18 protein-coding genes and 2 pseudogenes are annotated in these 23,329 nt (G+C 61.9%); 14 read left to right on the top strand and 6 right to left on the bottom strand.

Annotation, left to right across the window (positions count from 1 at the left end; all coding sequences use genetic code 11):
• The first annotated feature begins 143 nt into the window (after nucleotides 1–143).
• Together AC630_RS15885 and AC630_RS15880 are read left to right on the top strand one after the other, a co-directional pair.
• Nucleotides 144–1,541, top strand: coding sequence for a UdgX family uracil-DNA binding protein (locus AC630_RS15885; RefSeq protein ID WP_074119453.1), 1,398 nt, complete (start codon nucleotides 144–146; stop codon nucleotides 1,539–1,541).
• 85 nt (nucleotides 1,542–1,626) lie between these two features.
• Entirely contained in the window at nucleotides 1,627–3,252 is a 1,626-nt protein-coding gene (locus AC630_RS15880) for an inorganic phosphate transporter (protein WP_074119452.1), read from the top strand.
• A gap of 76 nt (nucleotides 3,253–3,328) precedes the next feature.
• On the opposite strand, the gene AC630_RS15875 is transcribed toward AC630_RS15880, so the two are convergent.
• Nucleotides 3,329–4,501, bottom strand: coding sequence for a M20 aminoacylase family protein (locus tag AC630_RS15875; protein ID WP_074119451.1), 1,173 nt, complete (start codon nucleotides 4,499–4,501; stop codon nucleotides 3,329–3,331).
• A 171-nt stretch (nucleotides 4,502–4,672) separates the two neighbouring features.
• Between AC630_RS15875 and AC630_RS15870 the strand changes: the two genes are divergently transcribed.
• The 9 genes and pseudogenes from AC630_RS15870 (at nucleotide 4,673) to AC630_RS15830 (ending at nucleotide 11,692) form a co-directional block, all read left to right on the top strand.
• Nucleotides 4,673–6,295: a GMC family oxidoreductase gene (locus tag AC630_RS15870; protein WP_074119450.1), complete on the top strand. Its 1,623-nt coding sequence runs from the start codon at nucleotides 4,673–4,675 to the stop codon at nucleotides 6,293–6,295.
• Nucleotides 6,292–7,110 (top strand): Ivy family c-type lysozyme inhibitor, encoded by an 819-nt coding sequence (locus AC630_RS15865; RefSeq protein ID WP_074119449.1) that lies wholly within the window; start codon nucleotides 6,292–6,294, stop codon nucleotides 7,108–7,110. Before AC630_RS15870 ends, AC630_RS15865 begins: the two co-directional genes overlap by 4 nt.
• A gap of 25 nt (nucleotides 7,111–7,135) precedes the next feature.
• On the top strand, nucleotides 7,136–8,023 hold the full coding sequence (locus AC630_RS15860; protein ID WP_083636287.1) for an alpha/beta fold hydrolase: 888 nt from the start codon (nucleotides 7,136–7,138) through the stop codon (nucleotides 8,021–8,023).
• A 259-nt stretch (nucleotides 8,024–8,282) separates the two neighbouring features.
• Nucleotides 8,283–9,227 carry a metallophosphoesterase family protein gene (locus AC630_RS15855; protein WP_074119448.1) on the top strand — a complete coding sequence of 315 codons (945 nt, stop codon included), beginning with the start codon at nucleotides 8,283–8,285 and terminating at the stop codon, nucleotides 9,225–9,227.
• Nucleotides 9,228–9,262: 35 nt separating this feature from the next.
• Nucleotides 9,263–9,586 carry a cupredoxin domain-containing protein gene (locus AC630_RS15850; protein WP_074119447.1) on the top strand — a complete coding sequence of 108 codons (324 nt, stop codon included), beginning with the start codon at nucleotides 9,263–9,265 and terminating at the stop codon, nucleotides 9,584–9,586.
• A gap of 127 nt (nucleotides 9,587–9,713) precedes the next feature.
• Nucleotides 9,714–10,262 (top strand): sigma-70 family RNA polymerase sigma factor, encoded by a 549-nt coding sequence (locus tag AC630_RS15845; protein ID WP_074119446.1) that lies wholly within the window; start codon nucleotides 9,714–9,716, stop codon nucleotides 10,260–10,262.
• Nucleotides 10,259–11,023, top strand: coding sequence for an anti-sigma factor family protein (locus tag AC630_RS15840; RefSeq protein ID WP_074119445.1), 765 nt, complete (start codon nucleotides 10,259–10,261; stop codon nucleotides 11,021–11,023). The genes AC630_RS15845 and AC630_RS15840 overlap by 4 nt, the downstream gene beginning before the upstream one ends.
• Nucleotides 11,024–11,094: 71 nt before the next feature.
• Nucleotides 11,095–11,374 (top strand): annotated as a pseudogene (locus AC630_RS48325) (type II toxin-antitoxin system RelE/ParE family toxin).
• A gap of 12 nt (nucleotides 11,375–11,386) precedes the next feature.
• Nucleotides 11,387–11,692 carry a HigA family addiction module antitoxin gene (locus tag AC630_RS15830; RefSeq protein WP_074119444.1) on the top strand — a complete coding sequence of 102 codons (306 nt, stop codon included), beginning with the start codon at nucleotides 11,387–11,389 and terminating at the stop codon, nucleotides 11,690–11,692.
• 9 nt (nucleotides 11,693–11,701) lie between these two features.
• Here the strand turns inward: AC630_RS15830 and hpnO are convergent, their stop codons facing one another.
• Nucleotides 11,702–13,093 carry an aminobacteriohopanetriol synthase HpnO gene (hpnO, locus tag AC630_RS15825; RefSeq protein WP_074119443.1) on the bottom strand — a complete coding sequence of 464 codons (1,392 nt, stop codon included), beginning with the start codon at nucleotides 13,091–13,093 and terminating at the stop codon, nucleotides 11,702–11,704.
• Nucleotides 13,094–13,234: 141 nt separating this feature from the next.
• On the opposite strand from hpnO, the pseudogene AC630_RS15820 reads away from it, so the two are divergent.
• Nucleotides 13,235–13,853 (top strand): annotated as a pseudogene (locus tag AC630_RS15820) (DUF2147 domain-containing protein).
• On the opposite strand, the gene hpnN reads toward AC630_RS15820, so the two are convergent.
• The gene (hpnN, locus tag AC630_RS15815) at nucleotides 13,821–16,409 is read right to left on the bottom strand and encodes a hopanoid transporter HpnN (RefSeq protein WP_074119442.1); all 2,589 of its coding nucleotides are present in this window, start codon (nucleotides 16,407–16,409) and stop codon (nucleotides 13,821–13,823) included. The pseudogene AC630_RS15820 and the gene hpnN overlap by 33 nt on opposite strands.
• Nucleotides 16,410–16,871: 462 nt before the next feature.
• On the opposite strand from hpnN, the gene ispH reads away from it, so the two are divergent.
• Both ispH and hpnH read left to right on the top strand, forming a co-directional pair.
• The gene (gene ispH / locus AC630_RS15810; protein WP_074119441.1) at nucleotides 16,872–17,798 is read left to right on the top strand and encodes a 4-hydroxy-3-methylbut-2-enyl diphosphate reductase; all 927 of its coding nucleotides are present in this window, start codon (nucleotides 16,872–16,874) and stop codon (nucleotides 17,796–17,798) included.
• Between the two features lie 35 nt (nucleotides 17,799–17,833).
• On the top strand, nucleotides 17,834–18,994 hold the full coding sequence (gene hpnH, locus AC630_RS15805) for an adenosyl-hopene transferase HpnH (RefSeq protein WP_074119440.1): 1,161 nt from the start codon (nucleotides 17,834–17,836) through the stop codon (nucleotides 18,992–18,994).
• Nucleotides 18,995–19,668: 674 nt separating this feature from the next.
• On the opposite strand, the gene AC630_RS15800 is transcribed toward hpnH, so the two are convergent.
• From AC630_RS15800 to AC630_RS15790, 3 genes are read right to left on the bottom strand one after another with little or no spacing between them, the layout of a single operon-like run.
• A complete protein-coding gene (locus AC630_RS15800) occupies nucleotides 19,669–21,321 on the bottom strand; it encodes a hypothetical protein (RefSeq protein WP_074119439.1) in 1,653 nt (550 codons plus the stop codon).
• Nucleotides 21,322–21,338: 17 nt separating this feature from the next.
• Nucleotides 21,339–22,832: a UvrD-helicase domain-containing protein gene (locus tag AC630_RS15795; RefSeq protein ID WP_074119438.1), complete on the bottom strand. Its 1,494-nt coding sequence runs from the start codon at nucleotides 22,830–22,832 to the stop codon at nucleotides 21,339–21,341.
• A complete protein-coding gene (locus tag AC630_RS15790) occupies nucleotides 22,829–23,206 on the bottom strand; it encodes a hypothetical protein (RefSeq protein ID WP_074119437.1) in 378 nt (125 codons plus the stop codon). Before AC630_RS15790 ends, AC630_RS15795 begins: the two co-directional genes overlap by 4 nt.
• Nucleotides 23,207–23,329: the final 123 nt, after the last annotated feature.

Here is a 23,329-nt window from a genome sequence, read left to right as displayed (position 1 = left end):
ATTGCCGATGGCTCTCGAAAGAGAACCATCGGCTGGCTCATTTGTTCATGATATGTTCTAATATAAAGCTAACAGCGCCCCGGGAGTCAATCGAATTGGCGCGCTTCCAGATTCATGAGCCGAATCAAATGGATACAAGTGTCATGCACTTCATCACGCTCGACAGCGAGACCGATTTCGACGGCTGGCGCAAAACCGCACGTGCGCTCGCACTGCATCACGTCGCGCCGGCCGACGTGACGTGGAGCGTGCAGGGCCATGCGAAAGACGACGTGCCGCCCGGCCTGTGCGAAGCGCCAGGCCTTCCCCCGATCGAGACCGACAGCACCTTCAACGTGCCCGCCAATTTCATCGAGCTCGCACGCGTCGCGATCCTTTATCGCGACAGTGAGCGTTTTGCGCTGCTCTATCGCCTCTTGTGGCGGTTGCGGAGCGATCACGATCTGCTCGATATCAGGACCGATCCAGACGTCGCGCTGGCGACGGCAATGGCCTGCAGCGTGCATCGCGACGTGCAGCGGATGCGCGACGTCATCCGTTTCCGCGAGATCGGACGCGAGCACAAGGCGCATTACGCCGCCTGGTTCGTGCCGGAGCATCACATCGTCGAATTCGCCGCCCCCTTCTTCTCGCGCCGCTACGCCGACATGCCCTGGTCGATCCTCACCCCCGACGTTTGCGCCCATTGGGACGGCCACGCGATCTCGTTCACGCCAGGGATCAGCCAGACGGAGATGCCCGCCCCAAACCGGTTGGAGGAAACCTGGCGCCGTCACTTCCGATCGGACCAGCCGATCGCACCGGAAGTGCCGAAGAAGCGCCGGAGGAACCTGTCGGAAGCCTCAATACTTGAACCTCTGCTCTCTGATGCCGAACGCTGGATCGGCGGAAGGATCAACCCGTCTCCGGGGCCGCCCATGAAACGCAAACCCGCCGCCGACGATCTCGAAACGCTCCGCGAGGAGGCCGCGCATTGCCGCGCCTGTCCACTCTACAAGGACGCGACGCAAACCGTGTTCGGTGAGGGTCCGAAGTCCGCCAATATCATGCTGGTCGGCGAGCAGCCCGGCGACAAGGAAGACCTTGCCGGCCATCCCTTCGTCGGGCCGGCCGGCCAGATGCTCGACCGCGCGCTGGAGGAAGCTGGTGTCGACCGCAAGAAGGTCTATGTCACCAACGCAGTCAAACATTTCAAATTCGTGCCGCGCGGAAAGATCCGCCTGCATCAGAAGCCGGCAACGCCAGAGATCAGGGCATGCCGGCAATGGTACGAGCGGGAAGTTTCGGCAATCCAGCCCGACCTCATCGTGGCGATGGGCGCCACCGCCGCGCAAAGCGTGTTCGGCAAGATCACTCCGATCGGCAAGACCCGCGGCCGGCTCATAGACCTTCCCGACGGGCGCAAGGCTCTGGTGACGGTGCACCCGTCCTATCTGCTGCGGCTGCCTGATCCGGAAACCAAGGTGCTGGAATATCAGCGCTTTGTCGAAGACCTCAAGATCGCCGCCGGCATGCAGAAGAAAGCCGCGCGCGCCGCCTGACACACGTTTCGCTGCCGTCAACCATTTCAACCGGCTGTCACATGCCGCGCGCAAAATTGGAGGCCTTGCGACAGGAGAATTTCCAATGAGTGACGTTGCTTTGCCCGGCTCCATCGAGCCAGCCTTGCGTAGAGGGGGACCCGACCTCGACCGCGGATTCCATCCGCTCACCGGCGTGATCTATATGGGGGTCATCGCTGCCGCGCTGCTCTTCGTTGCCTACAGCATCTGGGTCGACGTCGATGCGACCGGCACGCAGGTCAAGACCATCGCCCCCTTCCTCCTGCTCTTCGTCGCGCTTCTGATCGCGCTCGGCTTCGAGTTCGTGAACGGCTTCCACGACACCGCGAATGCGGTCGCGACCGTGATCTACACCCGCTCGCTGCCCGCCCATGTCGCCGTGGTGTGGTCCGGCATGTTCAACCTGTTCGGCGTGCTGCTCTCCACGGGCGCGGTCGCCTTCGGCATCGTGTCGCTGCTGCCGGTCGAGCTGATCCTTCAGGTCGGCTCCAGCGCCGGCTTCGCCATGGTGTTCGCCCTGTTGATCGCCGCCATCATCTGGAACGTCGGCACCTGGTATTTCGGCCTGCCGGCCTCGAGCTCCCACACCCTGATCGGTTCGATCATGGGCGTCGGCATCATGAACGCGGTCCTGCACGGCCGCAGCGGCACCTCGGGTGTCGACTGGACCCAGGCCACCAACATCGGTAAGGCCCTGCTGCTGTCGCCGCTGTTCGGCTTCGCGCTCGCCGCCGGCCTGCTCTTGATCCTGCGCACCGTGCTGCTGCGCGCGACGCCCGCTTTGTTCGGCGAGCCGAAGGGCGACCAGCCGCCGCCGTGGTGGATCCGCGGCATCCTGATCCTCACCTGCACGCTGGTGAGCTTCTTCCACGGCTCCAACGACGGTCAGAAGGGCATGGGCCTGATCATGCTGATCCTGATCGGCACCGTGCCGACCGCCTACGCGCTCAACCGCGCGCTGCCGGAGAACCAGATCGCGGCATTCATCACGAACTCGGAGGCCGCGAGCAAGATCATCGAGAGCAAAGCGACCGGCTACAACGTGATCGGCAACCCGCGGCCGGCCGTCACCAACTTTGTCGCGCAGCACGAGGTTAACGCTGGCACCTTCCCGTCGCTCGCCGTGCTGGTGCGCGATATCGCAAAGCAGGTCTCCACCTACGGCTCGCTCGCCAAGGTGCCGGCCGAAGCCGTCGGCAACACCCGCAACGACATGTACCTCGTCTCGGAAGCGCTCCGCTTCCTGATGAAGGACAAGGAAGCCGAACTCAGCGCCGACGACGTCGCCGTGCTCACGGCCTACAAGGGCTCGCTCGACAACGCGACGAAGTTCATCCCGGGCTGGGTGAAGATCGCCGTCGCCATCGCGCTCGGCCTCGGCACCATGGTCGGCTGGAAGCGTATCGTCGTCACGGTCGGCGAGAAAATCGGCAAGACGCATCTCACCTACGCGCAGGGTGCCTGCGCCGAGATCACGGCGGCCGCCACCATTGCCGCCGCCGACGTCTACGGTTTGCCGGTCTCGACAACCCACGTGCTGTCATCGGGCATCGCCGGCACCATGGCCGCCAACGGCTCGGGCCTGCAATGGGCGACGATCCGCAACATCGCCATGGCCTGGGTGCTGACCCTGCCGGCCGCGATGATCATCTCGGGCACGCTGTACTACTTGTTCTCGCACCTGTTCTGAGCGAACACAGAACTCGACGACAAAAGGGCCCATGCGATGCACGGGCCCTTTTCCGTTGCGGCTTCTCATCCGAGCCTTACGACGCCGCGAGCGACTCCTCGACCAGCTTGACCCAGTAGGACGTGCCGTAGACGATCGCCTCGTCGTTGAAATTGTAGGCGGGGTGATGCAGGCCGGCGCTGTCGCCGTTGCCGCAGAAGATGAAGGCGCCGGGACGCGCTTCCAGCATATAGGCGAAATCCTCGCCGCCCATCAGCGGCGGCATCTCGTGCACGTTGGCATCGCCCGCGACCTGCTTGGCGATCCGCCGCGCCACCTCGGTCTCCCCGGCGTGGTTGTTCACGACCGGATAATTGCGCTTGTAGTGCAGATCGATCTTGGCGCCGGTGATCTGCGCCACGCCCGCCACAACTTCGTGCACCCGCTTCTCGACGAGCTTGCGCACCTCCGGCGACAGCGTGCGGATGGTGCCCCTCAGCGTCGCAGTCTGCGGAATGACGTTGCGGGCGTTGCCGGCGTGGAACTCGCAGATCGAGATCACGGCGGAATCCAGCGGATCGACGCTGCGCGCGACGATCGACTGCAGCGCCGTGATCACCTGCGCGCCGACCAGCACGGAGTCGACGCATTTGTGCGGACGCGCGGCATGGCCGCCGAGACCCTCGATCATGATGTCGACCTCGTCGGTCGCCGCCATGATCGGACCCGGCCGGATCGCGAACGAGCCGATCGGAATGCCCGGACCGTTGTGCATGCCGTAGACCTGCTCGATGCCGAAGCGCTCCATCAGCCCGTCCTTGACCATGGCCGCGCCGCCGGCACCGCCCTCCTCGGCCGGCTGGAAGATGACCACCGCGTCGCCCGCGAAGTTGCGGGTCTCGGCGAGGTAGCGGGCAGCGCCGAGCAGCATCGCGGTGTGGCCGTCATGGCCGCAGGCGTGCATCTTGCCCGGAGTCTTGGACGCGTACGGCAGGTTGGTCTGTTCCTCGACCGGAAGCGCGTCCATGTCGGCACGCAGCCCGATCACCTTGAGCCCCTCGCCGGCCGGCTTGTTGCCCTTGATCACGCCGACCACGCCCGTCTGGCCGATGCCGGTCACGACCTGGTCGCAGCCGAACTCGCGCAGGCGGTCCGCGACGAATGCTGCAGTGCGGTGGACGTCATACAGCAGCTCGGGATGCTGGTGGATGTCGCGCCGCCAAGTCTGGATATCGGGTTGAAGGTCGGCGACGCGGTTCACGATGGGCATGGAGGGACTCAAGCTTTGTTGAAAATACAGGACTGTCTACCATGCAAGCACCAGTCCACCCAACTGCCCCGGAACGGGGTCTAGCCCTGCCTGCCCGGCATGGCCGGGCTTGTCCCGGCCCGTTGCGTCTGCCTATTAGGACGGAACGTTAAGTGACCGGGTGGAAGCAAAATGCCAAGGCGGCTCGAAGGTGAGTTTGACTACATCGTCGTCGGAGCCGGCACGGCGGGCTGCATCGTCGCCAACCGACTGTCGGCCGATCCTGGGAACCGCGTCCTCATCCTCGAGGCCGGCGGCGACGACAACTGGATCTGGTTCCACATCCCGGTCGGCTATCTCTTCGCGATCGGCAATCCGCGCTCGGACTGGATGTTCAAGACCGAGGCCGAGCCGGGCCTGAACGGCCGCGCCCTCGCCTATCCCCGCGGCAAGGTGATCGGCGGCTGCTCGGCGATCAACGCCATGATCTCGATGCGTGGACAGGCCGCCGATTACGACCACTGGCGCCAGCTCGGCATGACCGGCTGGGGCTATGACGACGTGCTGCCGATGTTCAAGCGACTGGAGGATCATTTCCTCGGCGCGAGCGAGCATCACGGTGCCGGCGGTGGCTGGCGCATCGAGGCGCCTCGGCTGTCGTGGGACGTTCTCGATGCCGTCGGCGACGCCGCCGAGGAGATGGGCATCAAGCGCATCCCGGATTTCAACACCGGCGACAACGAAGGCACGAGCTATTTTCACGTCAACCAGAAACGCGGCCGGCGCTGGTCGTCGGCGCGCGGCTTCCTCAAGCCCGCGCTCAAGCGCCCCAATCTGCGGCTCGAGAAGCACGTGCTGGTCGAGCGCCTCATCATCGAACAGGGCCGCGCCGTCGGCGTGCGCTTCATCCAGAACGGCGAGATCATCGAAGCGCGAGCGAAACGCGAGGTGATCCTCTCGGCAGGTTCCATCGGCTCGGTGCAGGTGCTGCACCGCTCCGGCATCGGGCCCTCCGACTGGCTGTCGCCGCTCGGCATCGACATCGTCATGGACAAGCCCGGCGTCGGTCGCAATCTGCAGGATCACCTTCAGCAGCGCGCGATCTACAAGGTCGAGGGCGTGCGCACGCTGAACGAGACCTACTACAACCTGTTCCGACGCGGCCTGATGGGGCTCGACTACGCCTTCCGCCGCCGCGGTCCGCTGACCATGGCGCCGTCGCAACTCGGCATCTTCACACGCTCTGATGCGACGCGCGCCCGCGCCAACATCCAGTTCCACGTGCAGCCGCTGTCGCTCGACAAGTTCGGCGATCCCCTGCACCGCTTCCCCGCCATCACCGTCAGCGCCTGCAATCTCCAGCCGACCTCGCGGGGCACCGTGCGGCTACGCGCGGCGACGCCGGACGAAAAGCCGATCATCGCACCGAACTATCTTTCGACCGACGACGACCGCCAGGTCGCCGCCGACGCGATCCGCACCACGCGCCGCCTGATGCAGCAGAAAGCGCTCGCAAAATATCACCCGAGCGAGTACCTGCCCGGCCCTTCCGTCGGCGACGACGATGCCTCGCTTGCCAAGGCCGCCGGCGACATTGGCACCACGATCTTCCATCCCGTCGGCACCGCGAAGATGGGCGCGGCGAATGATCCGATGGCTGTGGTCGACGAGCGCCTGCGCTTCTGCGGCCTCGGAAGCTTGCGCATCGTCGATGCCTCGATCATGCCGACCATCACCTCGGGCAATACCAACACGCCGACCGCGATGATCGCCGAGAAGGGCGCGACGATGATCCTGGAGGATGCCCGCCTATGAGCAGTGTACGCCTGGCTGCGCTGCTGTTCTGTCTGATGCCGCAACTGGCTTTTGGTGAGCCAACGGCAATGACCGTGTTCGGGAACAAACTGGAGATCTACAAGAATAAGGAAGGTGACGAGCTCCTCACGGTGGACGGGAAGAAGTTGGTCACGGAGCACTACGTCAACATTGCCGAAATCGGCACCATCGGCGCCGCCGGCTTTGCCATCGGCACCACAAGCCCTGGCGGCAATGCTTGCGAGGGCTCGCTGTTCATCCTGAGCTTCGTTGAAAAGGAACCGGTACGGATTGACGGCCCGCTCGATACGTGTGGTCCGGTCACCTACAAGACGGAGAAGCAGCGCATCGTGGTCGAGACTCCCGCCATGCCCGGCGCAAACGGTGCCCGCTGGACATGGACCGTGAATGGCTTTGGACCGGCCGAAGCCTTGAAGTTCGCCGCCAGCACCGGCAACGGCTGGAATATGCTGCGGAGCAGGTCGATAGACCATCCGGTCGATCTGCTGCGGCACACGGAGTTCACGGCGCAACTCCGGAAGTTGCTGGGCCCCGCGGCCTACGCCACGTTGCCCCGCCTGCTGAGCGGTCCCGGAAGCGTGAAATACAACGGCAATGTCGTGATGGCGGATGCGTGCCAGGCCCATTCGTGCGACGACACATCCGTCCTGATTGTCATCGATATTGGATCACAGAAGCTGATGGTTGCGCTGAAGGATACCGACAGGCCCCCGATTGTGGCTCCGTGGGTTGCAGGTTGGCCAGCCGCAACAGTGGCGGATCTCGGTAGCTGGCGTCGCAGATGGCCGAATTGATGCAGCTCGTGCTCCCGCAATCCGCATGATCAATCCGCATCGCTTTTCAATCGGCCCCGCCGACGCGCAGATCGCCATGTTGCAATGGGGCGGCAGCGGAAGACCGCCTGCCCTCCTCCTGCACGGCACCGGTTTCGTCGCCCACGTCTGGGACGAGGTCGGGCGCGAACTCGCCTCGACCTACACCGTCTACGCGCTCGACCGCCGCGGCCACGGCGCAAGCCACAAGCCCGGCGCCTATCACTTCCTGGACTACGCCGATGATGTTTGTCGGGTGGTCGATGCGCTCGATCTCCGCGATATCTACGGCGTCGGCCATAGCGCAGGCGCGACCGACCTGCTGCTTGCGGCGAAACTTCGGCCGGAGCGCTTCACACGCCTCTTCGTGATGGAGCCGACCGTGATGGACCCGCGCGCGGCCCGCAATCCGTCCGCGGAATTGAGCGAAGAATCCCTGTCCCGCGTGCAGGGCACGCTGCGCCGACGGGCCGAGTTCGACAGCGCTGACGCGGTCCTCGAGCGCTACCGCGCCGCGCCGGCGTTTACAGATTGGACCGAGGCCTCGCTCCGGGCCTATGTGCGCCACGGCTTCACGCTGCTCGACAATGGCCGCGTCCAACTCTGCTGCACGCCCGAGACGGAGTCGGCGATCCTGCGTCCGATCTACGAGGCGATGGAGCAGGTCTATACCGGCGATGCCCGCGGCAATCCGTTTGACTGGCTGACCGAGATCGACTGCCCGGTACGCGTCACGACCGCCGCGAAGTCCGGGGCCATCTACAAGGACATGGCGTCGCGTGCCGTGTCGCTGATTCCGCGGGTCAGCACGCTGGCCTTCGAGGGCGCCGGTCATTGTGTGGCGCAGGAGGTCCCGGAGCGCGTGGTGGAGGCCGTGAGAGAATTCGCGAAATAGGTATCGTGCCCCGGACGCAGTGCAGCACCATAAGCGCGTCACGCGCGTCTTCAACGCGCTATGGTGATGCGCTGCTGAGCCGGGGTCCAGCCCGTCCGAGCCGCATGGGTCCCGACTCTGCAACGCACCACCAAGAGGTGCTGCGTTGCGTCCGGGACACGAGACCCAGCTCACGAAATCGTCATCGCGTCCGGGAATAAGTCCCTCCCTCGCCCAATCACCTCCCCGAAGCCCAATTCCGGGCGAGAGGAGGCGTGTGATGAGCGGACACGATCACGGGGAAGACGGCGTCAGCCGCCGCAAGGTGCTGGAATGCATGACCTGGGCCGGCACCGGGGTGCTCTGGACCATCACGGGCGGCGTGCCGCGCTCGCTCGGCATCATCGATTCCGCGCAAGCCGCGACCGCGGCCGCGCCCGGCATGAGCTTCCTCCAGATCAGTGACAGCCATGTCGGCTTCGACAAGCCGGCCAATCCCAACGCGCTCGGCACGCTCGAGGAAGCGGTCAACAAGATCAACGCGCTGCCGGCAAAACCCTCCTTCATGATCCACACCGGCGACATCACCCATCTGTCCAAGGTCGCCGAGTTCGACAATGCCGAGCGCATCATCTCGCAAAGCAAGCTCGACGTGCACTACGTGCCCGGCGAGCATGACTTCCTCGACGAGGAGGTGAAGCTCTATCGCGAGCGCTATGGCCGCGGCACCAAGGGCGCTGGCTGGTACTCATTCGACGCCGGCGGCGTGCACTTCGTCGGCCTCGTCAACGTCGTCGACCTCAAGGCCGGCGGCCTCGGCAATCTCGGCGCCGAGCAGCTCGCCTGGCTGGAAGACGATCTCCGCGGCAAGTCGAAATCGACGCCGATCGTGCTGTTCGCCCACATCCCGCTCTGGACCGTCTATCCGGAATGGGGCTGGGGCACCGAGGACGGCGGCCGCGCGCTGGAATACGTCAAGGGCTTTGGCTCCGTCACCGTGCTGAACGGCCACATCCACCAGGTGATGCAGAAGGTCGAGGGCAACGTCACCTTCCACACCGCGCGCTCGACCGCCTTCCCGCAGCCGGCGCCGGGAACCGCCCCCTCGCCGGGGCCGATGAAGGTCGAGGACGCAAAGCTCCGCTCCATGCTCGGCGTCGCCAGCATCAACTTCAAGCAGAACGAGCAGCGGCTCGCGATCATCGATACGCCGCTCCAGGGCTGATCCAGGGTCGATTCAAGGTTGAACGGAAGCCGACAATGAAGACACTCAACCGCCGCGACTTCGGTGTCGCCGTGGCCGCGGCCATCCTGCTGCCCGCAACAACTGCCCGCGCCGACGACGTGGAAGTGCATATCGACAACTTCGTCTTCCAGCCGCCCGAGCTCACGGTCAAGGTCGGCACCACCGTCACCTGGACCAACCGGGACGACATCCCACATGCCATCGTCTCGGCCGGCAAGTTCAGGTCCAAGACCCTGGACACCGACGACAAGTTCTCGTTCACCTTCACCAATGCGGGCGACTACAAGTATTTTTGTTCGCTGCACCCGCACATGACGGGGATGATCAAGGTTGAGTAACGTCTCAAACCAAGGCATCAACGTCTTGCCCGGCCGGTGGTCCCACGCCGGCCGGGCTCGTGCACCTGCAGTCACCCACAGGGACGAAACGAAGCAGCGAACGGAACAAGAGGCAAAGCGAGGAGCGATGCCCGCCAACGACGATTTGCAGAAGGCGCAGCGCTTCCGCGAGGCGGCACTGCCCTATCTCGACGACGTCTACACGCTCGCGCGCTATCTGCTGCGCGATGCCTCCGACGCCGAGGATGCGGTGCAGGAGTGCTACCTGCGCGCGCTGAAGCATTTCGACAGCTATCGCGGGCCGGCGATGAAGCCCTGGCTGTTCGCGATCCTGCGCAACGTCTGCAACGCCGAATATGCACGGCGCGCGCATTCGCACAGCGCGATCGAGGACACGCCCGGCGCCGCCGAAAAGACGCCGATGTGGCAGGAGAGCGAGGCGAGCCCCGAGACCGAAGTGCTGCGCAGCCGCGATGCCGGCGCGATCCGCAAGCTGATCGATGCGCTCGCCGAACCGTTCAAGGAAACATTCGTGCTGCGGGAGATCAACAACCTGTCCTATCGTGAAATCGCCGAGACCGTCGGTGCGCCCGTCGGCACCGTGATGTCCCGCCTCGCCCGCGCCCGAGCCATGCTGCGTGCGGCCTGGACGGCGGAAGAGGAGCAAGTGAGATGACCTGCGACGAAGCAAAGATCATGCTTCACGCGCTGCTCGATGGCGAGCTGGATGCTGGCCACGCGCGCGAGGTCGAAGCGCATATCGCAAGCTGCCCGGCCTGCACGGCGGAGTTCGCGGCACAACGCGACATGCAGCGCGTGCTCGCCGACATCAACCTGCGCTACACCGCGCCGGCGAGCCTGCGTGCCCGTATCGAGGCCTCGCTGCCGCAACCGCAGCGCCAGCCGACCCGCCGCTCCGTGCTGCGCGGCTTTGCGATGGGCTCGGCGGTCTCGGCCCTCGCCGCCTCCGGCGTCGTGGCTGTGGTGCTGCGTCAGGACGACCAGCAGCGCATCCTGTCGGAGGTCGTCTCCGCGCATCTGCGCTCGCTCCAGGCCGGTCATCTCATCGACGTGGTCTCGACCGATCAGCACACTGTCAAGCCATGGTTCAACGGCAAGCTCGATGTGGCCCCGCCCGTGATCGACCTCACCGCGCAGGGTTTCACGCTCGTCGGCGGTCGGCTCGATTATATCGATGCGCGCGCCATCGGCGCGGTCGTCTACAAGCGCAGGCAGCACGTGATCAACCTGTTCGTGGCGCAGACATCGAGCACGGAATATCGCGCGCCGAAGACCGAGACCATGCAGGGCTTCAACTGCCGCCGCTGGGGCAATCGCGGCCTGAACTTCTGGGCCGTCAGCGATATCGGCGCCGACGAGCTCGCCGAGTTCGTGGACAAGTTCGAGGCGACGATGAAGGCGAATGTGGAGGGGTAGGTCCTGGAGATGTATCATGCACTGATACATAGCCCTTGCGTGCATGTATCAGATAATGATACACTACTTGAGTGATCAAGACCTTTCGGGACAAAACAACTGAGGCAGTCTTTAACGACGAAAGTCCCAAGAGCTTTCCAGCCGACTTGGTCAAGGTTGCGCGGCGGAAATTGCGCTATTTGCACGCCGCAGGCCAACTTGGCGATCTAAGGGCACCGCCCGGCAACGTCTCGAAGCTTTGGTGGGCAATCGCAAGGACAACACTCGATCAGGATCAACGATCAGTTTCGAGTGCGCTTCATCTGGACCGCGCAAGGGCCCACCGAGGTCGAGATCGTGGACTATCACTAAGAAAGCGCGACAATGGCAAAGAAACTCAAGCCCATGCATCCTGGCGAAGTTCTGCGGGAAGAATTTCTGATCCCACTGGGCGTGTCCGCTGGCGCTCTCGCCAAGGCATGCAGCCTGCCGCGCACGCGTATTGAGCGGATTGCGAGTGAGCAGACCGGGATCACCGCCGACACTGCACTTCGGCTCGCCAAGGCGCTCGGCACGACGGCAGAGCTTTGGCTCAATCTTCAGAACGATTATGACATCCAGATCGCCAAACGCGATCTCGGCAAGGCGCTCGATCGCATCGAGACCGTGAACAAGCCGAAGGCGGCCTGAGCGATCGGCCTACGCCGACCGCCTTACCGCATTGTCCACCAGCGTCTTGCCGAGCGACCAGATCGCGCCGGGGACCTTGTGGCTGCCGGCGATGACTTCGTCGAAGGCGCGCTCGATCCAGCTGCAGTCTTCTTCGGTGATGGTGAGCGGCGGCAGAAGCTTGATGGTGTGGCTGCCGTGACCGGCGACCTGGGTCAGGATCTTGTGATCCTTGAACAGCGGCACGGTGATGAGCTGGCAGAACAGGCCCTTGTTGGCGGTCTCCAGCACGTTCCAGGAGGCCCGAAGGCGCAGCGACTTCGGCGGGCCGAACTCGATGCCGATCATCAGGCCCTTACCGCGCACTTCCTTCATAAGCTCGTAGCCGGGCACCATGCGCGTCAGCGCCAGGCGCAGCTCGGCGCCGCGCTTGGCGGCGGACTCGATCAGCTTCTCGGACTCCATCACGTCCAGCGTGGCGATGCCGGCGGCCATCGCGAGATCGTTCTTGGAGAAGGTGGAGCCGTGCACCACCGCACGGTCCATCTGGTTGAATATCTTGTCGAAGATGCCCTTGCGCGTCAGCACGGCGCCGACCGGCACGTGGCCGCCGGACAGCGACTTCGACAGCAACACCATGTCGGGCTCGACGTTCCAGTGCTCGACCGCGAGGAAGCGGCCGGTGCGGCCCATGCCGGTCTGGATCTCGTCGGCGACGAACAGCGTACCGTATTTCTTGCAGAGCGCGGCCGCGCCGGGCAGGAACTCGTCCGTGGGCATGTTGACGCCCTTACCCTGGATCGGCTCGACGACGAAGGCCGCGACCTCACGCGAGGCCAGCGCTTTTTCGAGCGCGGCAAGATCATTGAACGGAATCGAGGTGCAGCCCGGCAGCAGCGGCTCGAAGCCGGTGCGGAAGTTCGAATCACCCGTCAGCGACAGCGCGCCATAGGTCAGACCGTGATAGCCGTGGGCACAATAGACGATGCCCGGGCGACCGGTGGCACCGCGGGCGAACTTGATCGCGGCCTCGACGCATTCGGCGCCGGAGTTGGCGAAGAACGCCTTGTCGAGATAGGGAACATATTTCAAGAGCCGCTCGGCGAGCACGCCGGCGAGCGTCGAGACGTCAAACTGAACGAGATTGGGAAGGTCGGCATCGAGCACGCTCTTGAGCGCCTCGCGCATCACCGGATGATTGCGCCCGATCGCAAACACGCCATAGCCGGACAAGAGGTCGAGATAGCGCGCGCCGTCACGGTCGTAGAGGTACTGCCCCTGGCCCTTCTGGAAGCCGACATCGTAGCCAATCGTCTTGAGAACCCGAACGAACTGTTCGTTCAGATACCGATTATGCAGGGCGCTGCGCTGGGCCTGACGGTCCGCGAACAGCTGAGACATGTCTGGATTTAGGCTGTGCATCCGCTACATACTTCGGTTGAGGGCCGTCTCGTCAACTGAAAACGGACCGTTACTGAAAACGGTCTGTGCGGCCTTTTGCCCTTTTTCGGACCATCTTCGCAAGCACAGCTTTAGACCATGTTGCACTGCCAAGGAACTATCATGCGTTTAGCCCTTTACACCGGAATAATACTGGCTGGCGGTTACACCTGCCTGACTCCGGCGCTCGCCGCCGATCCCACCGGCGACTGGCGGGTCGCCGACGGCGTCGCCAACATCCGTGTCGCCCAGTGCAATGGCAGCATCTGGGGCGCAGTTTCCTGGGAAAAGGAGCCCGGCGGACGCGACGAGTACAATCCGGATGCGTCAAAAAAGAACAGGCCGACGCTCGGCATGCCGACCCTGATCGACATGAAGAAGAAGCCCGGCGTCGATCTGTGGGAAGGACAGGTCTACAACGCGAAGGACGGTCAGCTCTACAGCGCAACCATCACGCCGGCTGGCGCCGACCAGCTCGAAATCAAGGGCTGCGTGATGGGCTTCCTCTGCGGTGGCGAGACCTGGACCCGCGTTGGCCCGCCGATCCCGGCAAGCCCCGCCATGGCCAAGGGCGCGCCGAAGTCGACCGGCGCAGCGCCGAAAGCCAGGCACGACGGGCGCCACCGCGCCTGCGCCCGCAGCCCCGAAGGCCGCCGGCGCAACCAAGCCCGGTCAGAAGGGCGCCGCCGACCCCGTCGGCGACATCTGCCTACTCCCTGAGATTGCGGGGTTTGCCCATTAGGGCCGGCTGGAACAGCAGCACGGCGGCAAGCGTCGTCACCAGCGAGAGTGCTAGCAACTTGCCCATGCTGGACGTGCCCGGATGGCTCGACAGCCACAGGCTGCCGAACGCGGTCGCCGTCGTCAGTGCGCTGAAAAAGATCGCGCGCGTCAGGCTGGTCTGGAGCAGATTTGTCCTGCCCGAGCGCCAGGCCACGACATAATAGATCTTGAAGGCGACGCCGACGCCGAGCAGTAGCGGGAATGCGACGATGTTGGCGAAGTTGAGCGGCAGGCCGATCAACACGCAGATCTCGAGCGTCACCGCGCCAGCGACCAGAAGCGGGACCAGCGTCATCAGCACGTCCACGAACCGCCGCAGCGTGATCCACAGCAACAGGCCGATCACCAGCAGCGCATAGATGCCGGCATGGATGAACGCCCTCACCACGGTATCGCCGGATTTCAGGATCGAGACCGGCCCGCCGATCGCGGTCGGCTCGGCATTGAGCACCGCCGCCGCAAACTTGCGCAGCGTGTCGTTGTCGTTGGGGTCGCCCTTCGGCAGCGCCTCGACGCGGATGATGCCGTCCTTGCTCTTCCAGGCGCTGACGAGATCCGTCGGCAGCGACTTCAGGGTGACCGTCTCGGCCTTCATCGCGTTCCTGAGCTGGTCGAACACGATCTTCATCGGCGTGACGAACACATCCTGCGCCTTGTTGCGCGTGGCCTCGTCGCCACTGGCGAGCTTCTCGAGCGCATTGGCCAGCCGCCGCGAGGCGTCCGCGCCACCTCCCTTCGCATCGCCCGCAGTCCGGCGCAGAGTGTCGACCGAGGATTTCAGCGCCTCGATGTTTTCCTGATCCGTCGGCGCCGCGTCGATCTGGTCGGGATTGAGCGCGGGGTTCAGCACCTTGGCGCCCTGCGCAATCAGCTTCAGCTTCGGCTCCTGATCCTGCGGCACGAAGCTGTCGAGCGACATCACCCGCAGCACCTCCGGCACTTTCTCCAGCTTCGCCTCGACCTGCCTCGCCTGCTCCTCGGACTTGGTCATGACGTTGATGGCATTGGCGCCGGTGTTCGGATCCTTGCGGAGATCGAGGAAGGTCGCGATCGACTCAGCGTTCGGGTTCCGCAGATTCATCGGGTTGAAGTCGAACTTCATGAAGTAGAGCAGCGGCAGGCCGGCGAGCGCCAGCAGCAGCGTGCCACCGACGATCACCACGCGGTGCTTCTCCAGGAAGTAATCGAGCGGCGCCAGGAAGGCATATCCGACCGGCTCCTTCTCGCCGGGCGGGTTCAACAACTTCAGCAGCGCCGGGAGAATGGTGATGCTGGAGAGGAAGGCCACCAGCATGCCGACGCCGGCAATCTGGCCGAGCTCTGAGATGCCCTTGTAGTCCGTCGGCATGAAGCAGAGGAAGCCGGCCGCGGTTGCCATCGCCGCCAGCGACAGCGGCACCGCCGAGCGCTTCGCCGCCAGCACCAGCGCGCTCGAGAGATCGTTGACCTTGTAGCGCTCCGAGCGGTAGCGGACGCTGTACTGAATGCCGAAATCGACGCCGAGGCCGACGAACAGCACCGCGAATGCGACCGACAGGAGATTGAGCGAGCCGACCATCATCAGGCCGGCGGCCGTTGTGATCGCGAGCCCAACGAAGAGATTGACGAACACGGCGAAGATGATCTTCGCCGAATGCAGCGCCAGCCACAGGATGATCAGCACGACGAAAACGGTGCCGATGCCGTTGACGACGGCGCCTTCCTGGACGGTCGCGTATTCCTCGTTCGCGATCGGAACTGGGCCAGTCAACCGCACCCGCGCCTGGTATTTGGTCGCAAAGTCGAGATCGACCGCGGCCTTGCGGATCGCGTCGGTCGCGCCTTTGCCGGGCTGCAGCGCGTTGTAGTCGAGGATCGGCTTGAACTCGATGAAGGCGCGCTTGTCGGAGTCCGACAGCGGCTCGTCACTGACGAGTTCGCGCCATGAGAAGCTCGCATTGCCCTTGTTGAGGACGGTCTCGACCGTCTTCGAGATCAGGTTGAAGGGCCGCTCGGTGCTGTCGAGCTTCACCTGGCCACGCTTGACGCCGGCAAGCCCCGTCTCCAGCGCGCCGGTCAGGCCGCGGATCGAGGGATCACCCGCCATGATCTCGATCAGGGGTGCCGCAGATTCGAACTGCCCGGTGATCTTGGCGACCTCCTCGGTCGGCAGGAACAGCAGGCCGTTCCTCTCGAAGAACTCACCAGTGCCGAGCTGCTGCATCGACTGGAAGTTGGCCTTGTCGTCCTTGAGCTTGGCAAAGAGCGCGTCCGCCGCCGCGGTCGCCATCTCCGGCGTCCTCGCCTCGACGACCGCAGTGATCGTCGCATCGCGGTCGAAGGCGCGGTCGAACTCCTGGTCGCGCTGGCGCCAGTCGAGATTCTGGGCAATCAGCGAATTGATGTCGGTGTTGATGGCGAAATGCTTGGACGTGTAATAGCCCGCCCCCACCGCCAGCAGGAGCCCGAGAACGACGACGAGGGAGGCAAACCGGGTGCAGGCCCTGACGATGGCAACGACTACGCTTTGCAGCACATCATTTCTTTCTAGTGTTAACAGCTTGCCGGAAACGCCCGCTGTTTATCGGAGTTCCCGGGCGAAACCTATGCTGTTTTGAGTGGTTATCGCCGCACGAAGGTTCGAGGTAAACGGCGGGAGGCCATGGCAAATTCTTGCGGGGCGGTCGGTATAGCCGGTGAGTTGAGGCGGGAAAGTGACGAAAGAGTGAGCACAAATGTCGCCATGCCGCTCGCGAAGTATTCTGTATTATGATACCGCAATGCTGACCCAAGACGGGACCCCGGTTTCATTCGACCTTTCCTTTCTGCCGATTTTTTGACACAAAGTGCTGTGCTTCCATGCGCCGGAACCCGAAGTGGGGTGGGTGGTCACCGCGTGCGCGAACCAATGGTGCGGTTATTGCTACTCATTGGTCAGTATCGGGATGCCGCCGGGGACTACTGAGCGGATTGGTGCAACTTGCGTGATGGGCGTCCAATGGAAGTTTATCTGGCGCAACCGCGCGGCTTCTGCGCGGGCGTGGTACGTGCGATCGAGATCGTGGAACGGGCCCTGGAGAAGTATGGCCCGCCCGTCTACGTGCGCCATGAGATCGTGCACAACAAATACGTGGTCGAGAGCCTGAAGAACAAGGGCGCGATTTTCGTCGAGGAGCTGTCCGAGGTTCCCCCCAAGGCCGTGACCGTTTTCAGCGCCCATGGCGTCGCCCGCAGCGTCGAGGAAGAGGCCGCCGCGCGCGACCTTCCGGTGCTGAATGCCACCTGCCCCCTGGTCACGAAAGTTCACAATCAGGGGAAGCGTTACATCACCAAGGGCCGCACGCTGATCCTGATCGGCCATGCCGGGCACCCCGAGGTCGAGGGCACGATGGGCCAGGTCCCCGGCCCCGTGCAGCTGGTCCAGAGCGTCGAAGAGGTTAAGGCGCTGACGCTGCCGGCGGATACGCCAGTGGCCTACATCACCCAGACCACCCTGTCGGTCGACGACACCAAGGACATCATTGCGGCCCTCCAGGCCCGCTTTACAGATATTCAAGGCCCGGATATCCGGGATATCTGCTATGCGACACAGAACCGCCAATCTGCGGTAAGGGATTTGAGCAAGCTGGTCGACGTGATCTTGGTGGTGGGCGCAGCCAACAGCTCAAATTCGAACCGGCTCCGCGAAATCGGCACTGAGGCCGGTGTCGCGAGTTATCTGATTGCCGACGGCAGCGAGCTCAATCCGGAATGGTTGAAGAATGCCAGGACCGTCGGCATCACGGCCGGCGCCTCGGCGCCTGAGGTACTCGTGGATGACGTGATCGAAGCGATGCGGCGGATCGGACCGGTTAAGGTCTCGGTGTTGCCGGGCCGCGAGGAAAACATCGAATTCCGGCTTCCGGCCGAACTGGCTGCGAGCTGACCCACCCGAATTTCAAGCCCAGAAAGAAACTTGTGATGGCTATACCCTTCTTCAAGGAAATGCGTATCGGCGGCTATTTGCTCAAGCAGAAACTGCTTGGCCGCAAACGCTATCCGCTCGTGTTGATGCTGGAGCCGCTGTTTCGCTGCAACCTCGCCTGCGTCGGCTGCGGCAAGATCGATTATCCCGATGCGATCCTGAACCGCCGCATGACGGCGCAGGAGTGCTGGGACGCCGCTGACGAATGCGGCGCGCCGATGGTCGCCATTCCCGGCGGCGAGCCGCTGATCCACAAGGAGATCGGCGAGATCGTGCGCGGTCTCGTTGAGCGCAAGAAGTTCGTCTCGCTCTGCACCAACGCGCTGCTGCTCGAGAAGAAGCTCGACCTGTTCGAGCCCTCGCCCTACCTGTTCTTCTCCGTGCATCTGGACGGCCTGAAGGACCATCACGACAAGGCTGTGTCGCAGAAGGGCGTGTTCGACCGCGCCGTCTCCGCGATCAAGGCGGCCAAGGCGCGCGGCTTCACCGTCAACGTCAACGCCACCATCTTCGACGGCCATCCGGCGGAAGAGATCGCGAAATTCCTCGACCTCACCGTCGAGCTCGGTGTCGGCGTCTCGATGTCGCCAGGCTACGCCTATGAGCGCGCGCCGGATCAGGAGCACTTCCTCAACCGTACCAAGACCAAGAAGCTATTCCGCGACGTCTTCGCGATGGGCAAGGGCAAGAAGTGGAACTTCATGCATTCCGGCCTGTTCCTGGACTTCCTCGCCGGCAACCAGGAATACGAGTGCACGCCGTGGGGCATGCCCGCGCGCAACATCTTCGGCTGGCAGAAGCCCTGCTATCTGCTCGGTGAAGGCTATGCGAAGACCTTCAAGGAGCTGATGGACACCACCGACTGGGACACCTACGGCACCGGCAAGTACGAAAAGTGCGCCGACTGCATGGCGCATTGCGGCTACGAGCCGACGGCGGCCACTGCTGCGCTCAACAACCCGCTGAAGGCGATGTGGGTGTCGCTGCGCGGCGTCAAGACCACGGGCCCGATGGCACCCGAGATCAACATGTCCAAGCAGCGCCCGGCGCAGTACATCTTCTCGGAGCAGGTCCAGAAGAAGCTCTCGGAGATCCGCAGCGACGAGGCTGCCGCCGCCGAGCAGAAGGCCGCTCAGAAGGCTTCGACCGCCGCTTAAGCGCACGAATCGGTACGAACGCAAGAGGCCCGGTCGCCATCGCGACCGGGCCTTTTCATTTGTTCAGCTGAAGCACTCGGGGGAAGGGCGGCGCGATACGCGAGCTGCGTCCCCTCCACTCTTTTGTTGGACCGAGCCGGGCAGCCCTCCTGCAAAAAAGTGAAAAACAACCCCGTGCAAAGTAGAAACGCGGCTGCCGAACGGCCTGATGTCAATACGGTTAAGCTATTGCTGCGTGAAGCGAATCAGCGGCAAACGGGCAACCGTCGCGGCCTCAGCATTTAGGGGCAGCCTTCGTGACAACAGTCAGAGACGAAGCCGATCGGAACAACCTGCAGAAATCGCTCAGGAACTACCGAATTACGGCGAGTGCATTTGATATCGATTGTCTTCCGGCCGCGAGTTGAGTGCAACGCCGAGATCATTGGCACGAATTTCGTATTTTACGAATCTCATTTGACGCGTCGGGCAAAACAGTGGCACTATGCCATGCTGGCCCCTTTCGAAGGCGGCACAACTCGTCGCCATACGCGACGCGGGCTGCCTGCTTTCCCGAAATCCAATGGCGAGCGATCCTCATTCCATGCTTGCTTCGTCAAAAATCGGAACTTGCGTAGCGCCCAAAGCCACTTGGCATTCAGAGATCGCTCCACAACAGACATTACGCATGCGGCCTAGAGAATATTCACAGCATCCGGATGAGCGCCATAAAGCTTTTCGAACTGCTTATTTGCCCATTCCGCATATTTGGCGGGAGGATTTTCCGTAAGCCACGAATAATCATATTTGAACGGGCCATTCTGAAGTATCCACTGCCGTGTCAAATCGTAGACAAGGTTATTGCCGTAAAACATGTTGAGCGTCTGGAACACCGACGCTTGATCCTTACCGGGAATATCTCGTGGATATATTCCCTCTTTGTCGCCACGGTCGGCATATATGGAAAGATGGCGCAAGAACATCTTTTGAACTTCATCAGATGTTCGAGGCCCTGCCATCCAAGCTCCAGCCCAGCAAAAGAACTCAGGATGAGCGAGCTTGTCGATCGAAAACGCAATGAAGTGCGATAGGACGACACGAACGGGAAGGTTAGCTACCCCGAAGGCGAAAGTCTCTTTTTCCGCCATCAACTCGGAAATCGCAGGCACTTTCTCCGGCCAACGCGCAACTTCCTCTAGCCCCCGAAGGGAATGGTCGTATTCACAAGCCGCCATAAGCGCTTCCGATACCGCGACGTATTCCTCACGGGAGTAGTTTTGAACTGCGGTCCACAATTCGGGAGATTGCTTGGCGGCCAGACACAAATTTCCAAAGCGAATTCCGGGATCGGTGTCGAGAATGAAGTTGTGAAAATCTTCTATATCGCACGGGAAACCCGCACTTGGATTGATAGCTAGATCGCAAATAAGAAGAAATAGACCAACGAGGGGATCCTCAATGCTATCCGGCCACTCGGCCCCGGTTAGCTTCAGGAAGACTCGGAATGCATCGCCGTAGATACCCTCGAAATAGCCTGCATCGCCAAGTGTGGCACAATCAAGCTTCTGGCTACCAAAAGCTAGGTATTGAAGCTGAATGAATCGCGCCTGCCCCTCGAATATGGCCCGGACTCCCACGGGACCGACGCGTATTGGCGTACCATAGTAAAAACCTTCGACTTGTTCAGAAGTTAGACGATCGAAATGCGATGCCCAGCGGGTAACGTCAGGAATATGAACATAATCAGGATCAACCGCGGTCGCGATTAACTCCAGCGCGAGCGTGTATGCGATCCGAAAGCTATGACCAACGCACTCAAAGTAGTGTTCTGCATTTATCTCGCGCGCTCGTTCCGGCTGCATGATGAACAGCTTAAAAAATTCAACATCAATCGCATTGTTTACAGCGGTGTTCGCGTTCCGAATACCTTCATCAGTCGACGGCGTCCCTGATCGAGCAGCGTCTTCAGCCCACTTTAACAACGATTTATTGAGGCCTGTGCGGCGGACTACTTCCTTCAGGGCATCAAGGTTCGCATGAGCCTGCGCAGGATAGCATAAGCTCACGATTAACCCGGTCGTTGAGCCGATATGTTGCCACCAATGGACAGTCTCATGCAGATAAGTGGAATAAGCGACAATGGTTTCGCCATCAACCTCCCCTCTCGGATAGACCCCGGATGGAACGGCATCGAGTAGTTGATGGATTCTCGGGCTCAGCCTAAGAACGAACTGCATAGTATTGTAAAGCCCGTGAGCGTTCAGGCACGCAGCGAACGTTGGCGGAGCCTCCAATACTGCTTCCGGCGAATTCATCAGATCGGAATTTGCGTCAGGCAATACGTTCATTTTGTTTCGCTCAAGGTTTAGTATACAAAGAGAGGGCATGGGTGATCGGCCGAAATGACGAGCATTAACTCGCTCTTTGCCCGACTAAGTGCAACATACAGCAGACAGCGCGCGTCAGGCCTGTCCGGAAATGACCTGGCGTCGCACGGCACCACGATGACGCTCTCACATTCCAAGCCCTTCGCTTTGTGAATGGTGCTGATTGCCCGCTCAGGCGGCTGGGGACGAGCGTATGCGCGCCGGTGAGCCAAGTCGGCTAAGCCATCTGCCGGATTTTCAAATTGTCCAAGCCTAACCGCATCCCAAAACTCGCGATGGCAATCTAGCTTTACGTTCCTAAAATGCGGCTCGGACTGAGAAAGCTCATGCAACCGAGCCAGCATTTTTGCGGCTCCCCTGTGATCAGGGGATTCCAACACAATTCTAGCAAGTTCCTGGATCATTGCAGGCTTACCTCGGGTACTCTTCGAGCAATGGTCGGCAATCTCCTTCCCTAGCCGCTGCCCGAATTCGGAGGGGCTGAAGCCAATCGCAACCGCATCCATGAATTTCATTATTGCTAACGCGACTTCGCCGGGAACGCTCGCTTTCTCTAGCTGATGAACAAAACTCTCCAACGCCGAACGCGTATATCCCTCCCACAGCAATATCCGGCGGTCGAAGAAACCCCTAAGCGCGCGTGCAGTCTCATTGTAGCGCGTCAAAACGAGCAACGAAGATTGTCGTTTCTCGAAAGCGTCAATGAGACGGCGGTCATTTGATCCGAGGCGATAGTCGAACGTCTTCTGGGCGATGTTCGTCGCTCTTACGACCTTCACACTGGATGGTGCAGTTCGCAGATCTACCTTGCCACCACTCTTAAGAGCTTCTCGGGCTTTTAGTGTCCATTTCCCAAGCTGCGGGCAGCCCTCCGTCCAGCGATGCGGATAATCCAGTTCATCAACTCTGTCCGCAGCCCCGACTAAGCTGTCCCATGAATATGAATTGGCTTCCTTGAATATCTTCTGCATGGGATCGGCGAAAACTCTCACGCGCGCACCGTTGACATACATCGACATCGTAATTGCGTGTTGGTCTGCGCTTGAATCTTGATGCTCGTCGCAGATAACGGTCGGATAGCGCCTAGCAACGGCCCGACCAATCATGGGGTAATGCTGAAGCAGTTGCGCAACCTTGCCCGCCAATTGTGCGTAGCCTTCTGCGCGTTGCCGTACCCATATCATAGGGTCCGCGGTAACGCCGATGCCAGTATGGTAAGCGGTCGCAAGCTGCGCAACGAGGCTATCTATCGTCCTGATTTCGGCGTGCGACGCGATCCCTCGGGTTCGCTTGGCGAAAACAGAGCAAGCTGCATGGGTGTGGGTTAAAATGAGGACCCTGTCTCGATTGGCCCCGGCGACTTCACTCACATAGTCGGAACCTTGGTGTGTCTTTCCACAGCCCGCAGGCGCCTCGACGACAACAAGCCGCGCATCGGATCTAAGCGCTTGTCGAACGGTGTCGTCGCTCACAAGGCAATATCCGAGACTTGTGAGAGCATCACAGCCTTGCGGACGGCGTTAGCGAATGGAAGAAGCTGCTCCTTCAGATGAGGCCACAAATCCATCGTGAAAACTTTGTTCGCTAGCTCCTGTCCACCACTGAAGCTCTTGAACCAATCCTGTGAATGAGACTGAAAATGCTTTTTCTCGCTTTCTTTCCCGGCTGGAATAGTGCCTGTTGCTGCCTCGATGATGGACTGCCGCAGGTTCGCCCCAGCCTTCTCTCTGAGGACGGCGAATTCTTTGCTTTCGGCGCCTAGACGTTCTTGCAAGCTTCGAAGCCGCCTCCCCGTTCTTTCGCCAGTTGGATCATTAATGAGTGCCTCGAACTGGGCTTCGGGCACTAAGCTTATGATATTTTCTTCTAGTCACGTGAATCTAAAGTTCGCCACATAATGTCTGCTGAGCTTTGTGACAGAAGCGTTTGACGGAAGCCAAGATCTGGTCTGCGGACTTGGTCCATTTGA

The sequence above is a fragment of the Bradyrhizobium sp. AS23.2 genome, from assembly GCF_001908185.1.
In the GTDB taxonomy this organism is placed as follows: domain Bacteria; phylum Pseudomonadota; class Alphaproteobacteria; order Rhizobiales; family Xanthobacteraceae; genus Bradyrhizobium.
Note: the sequence above shows the minus strand (reverse complement) of the source record. Positions and strands in the feature narration are given on the sequence as shown.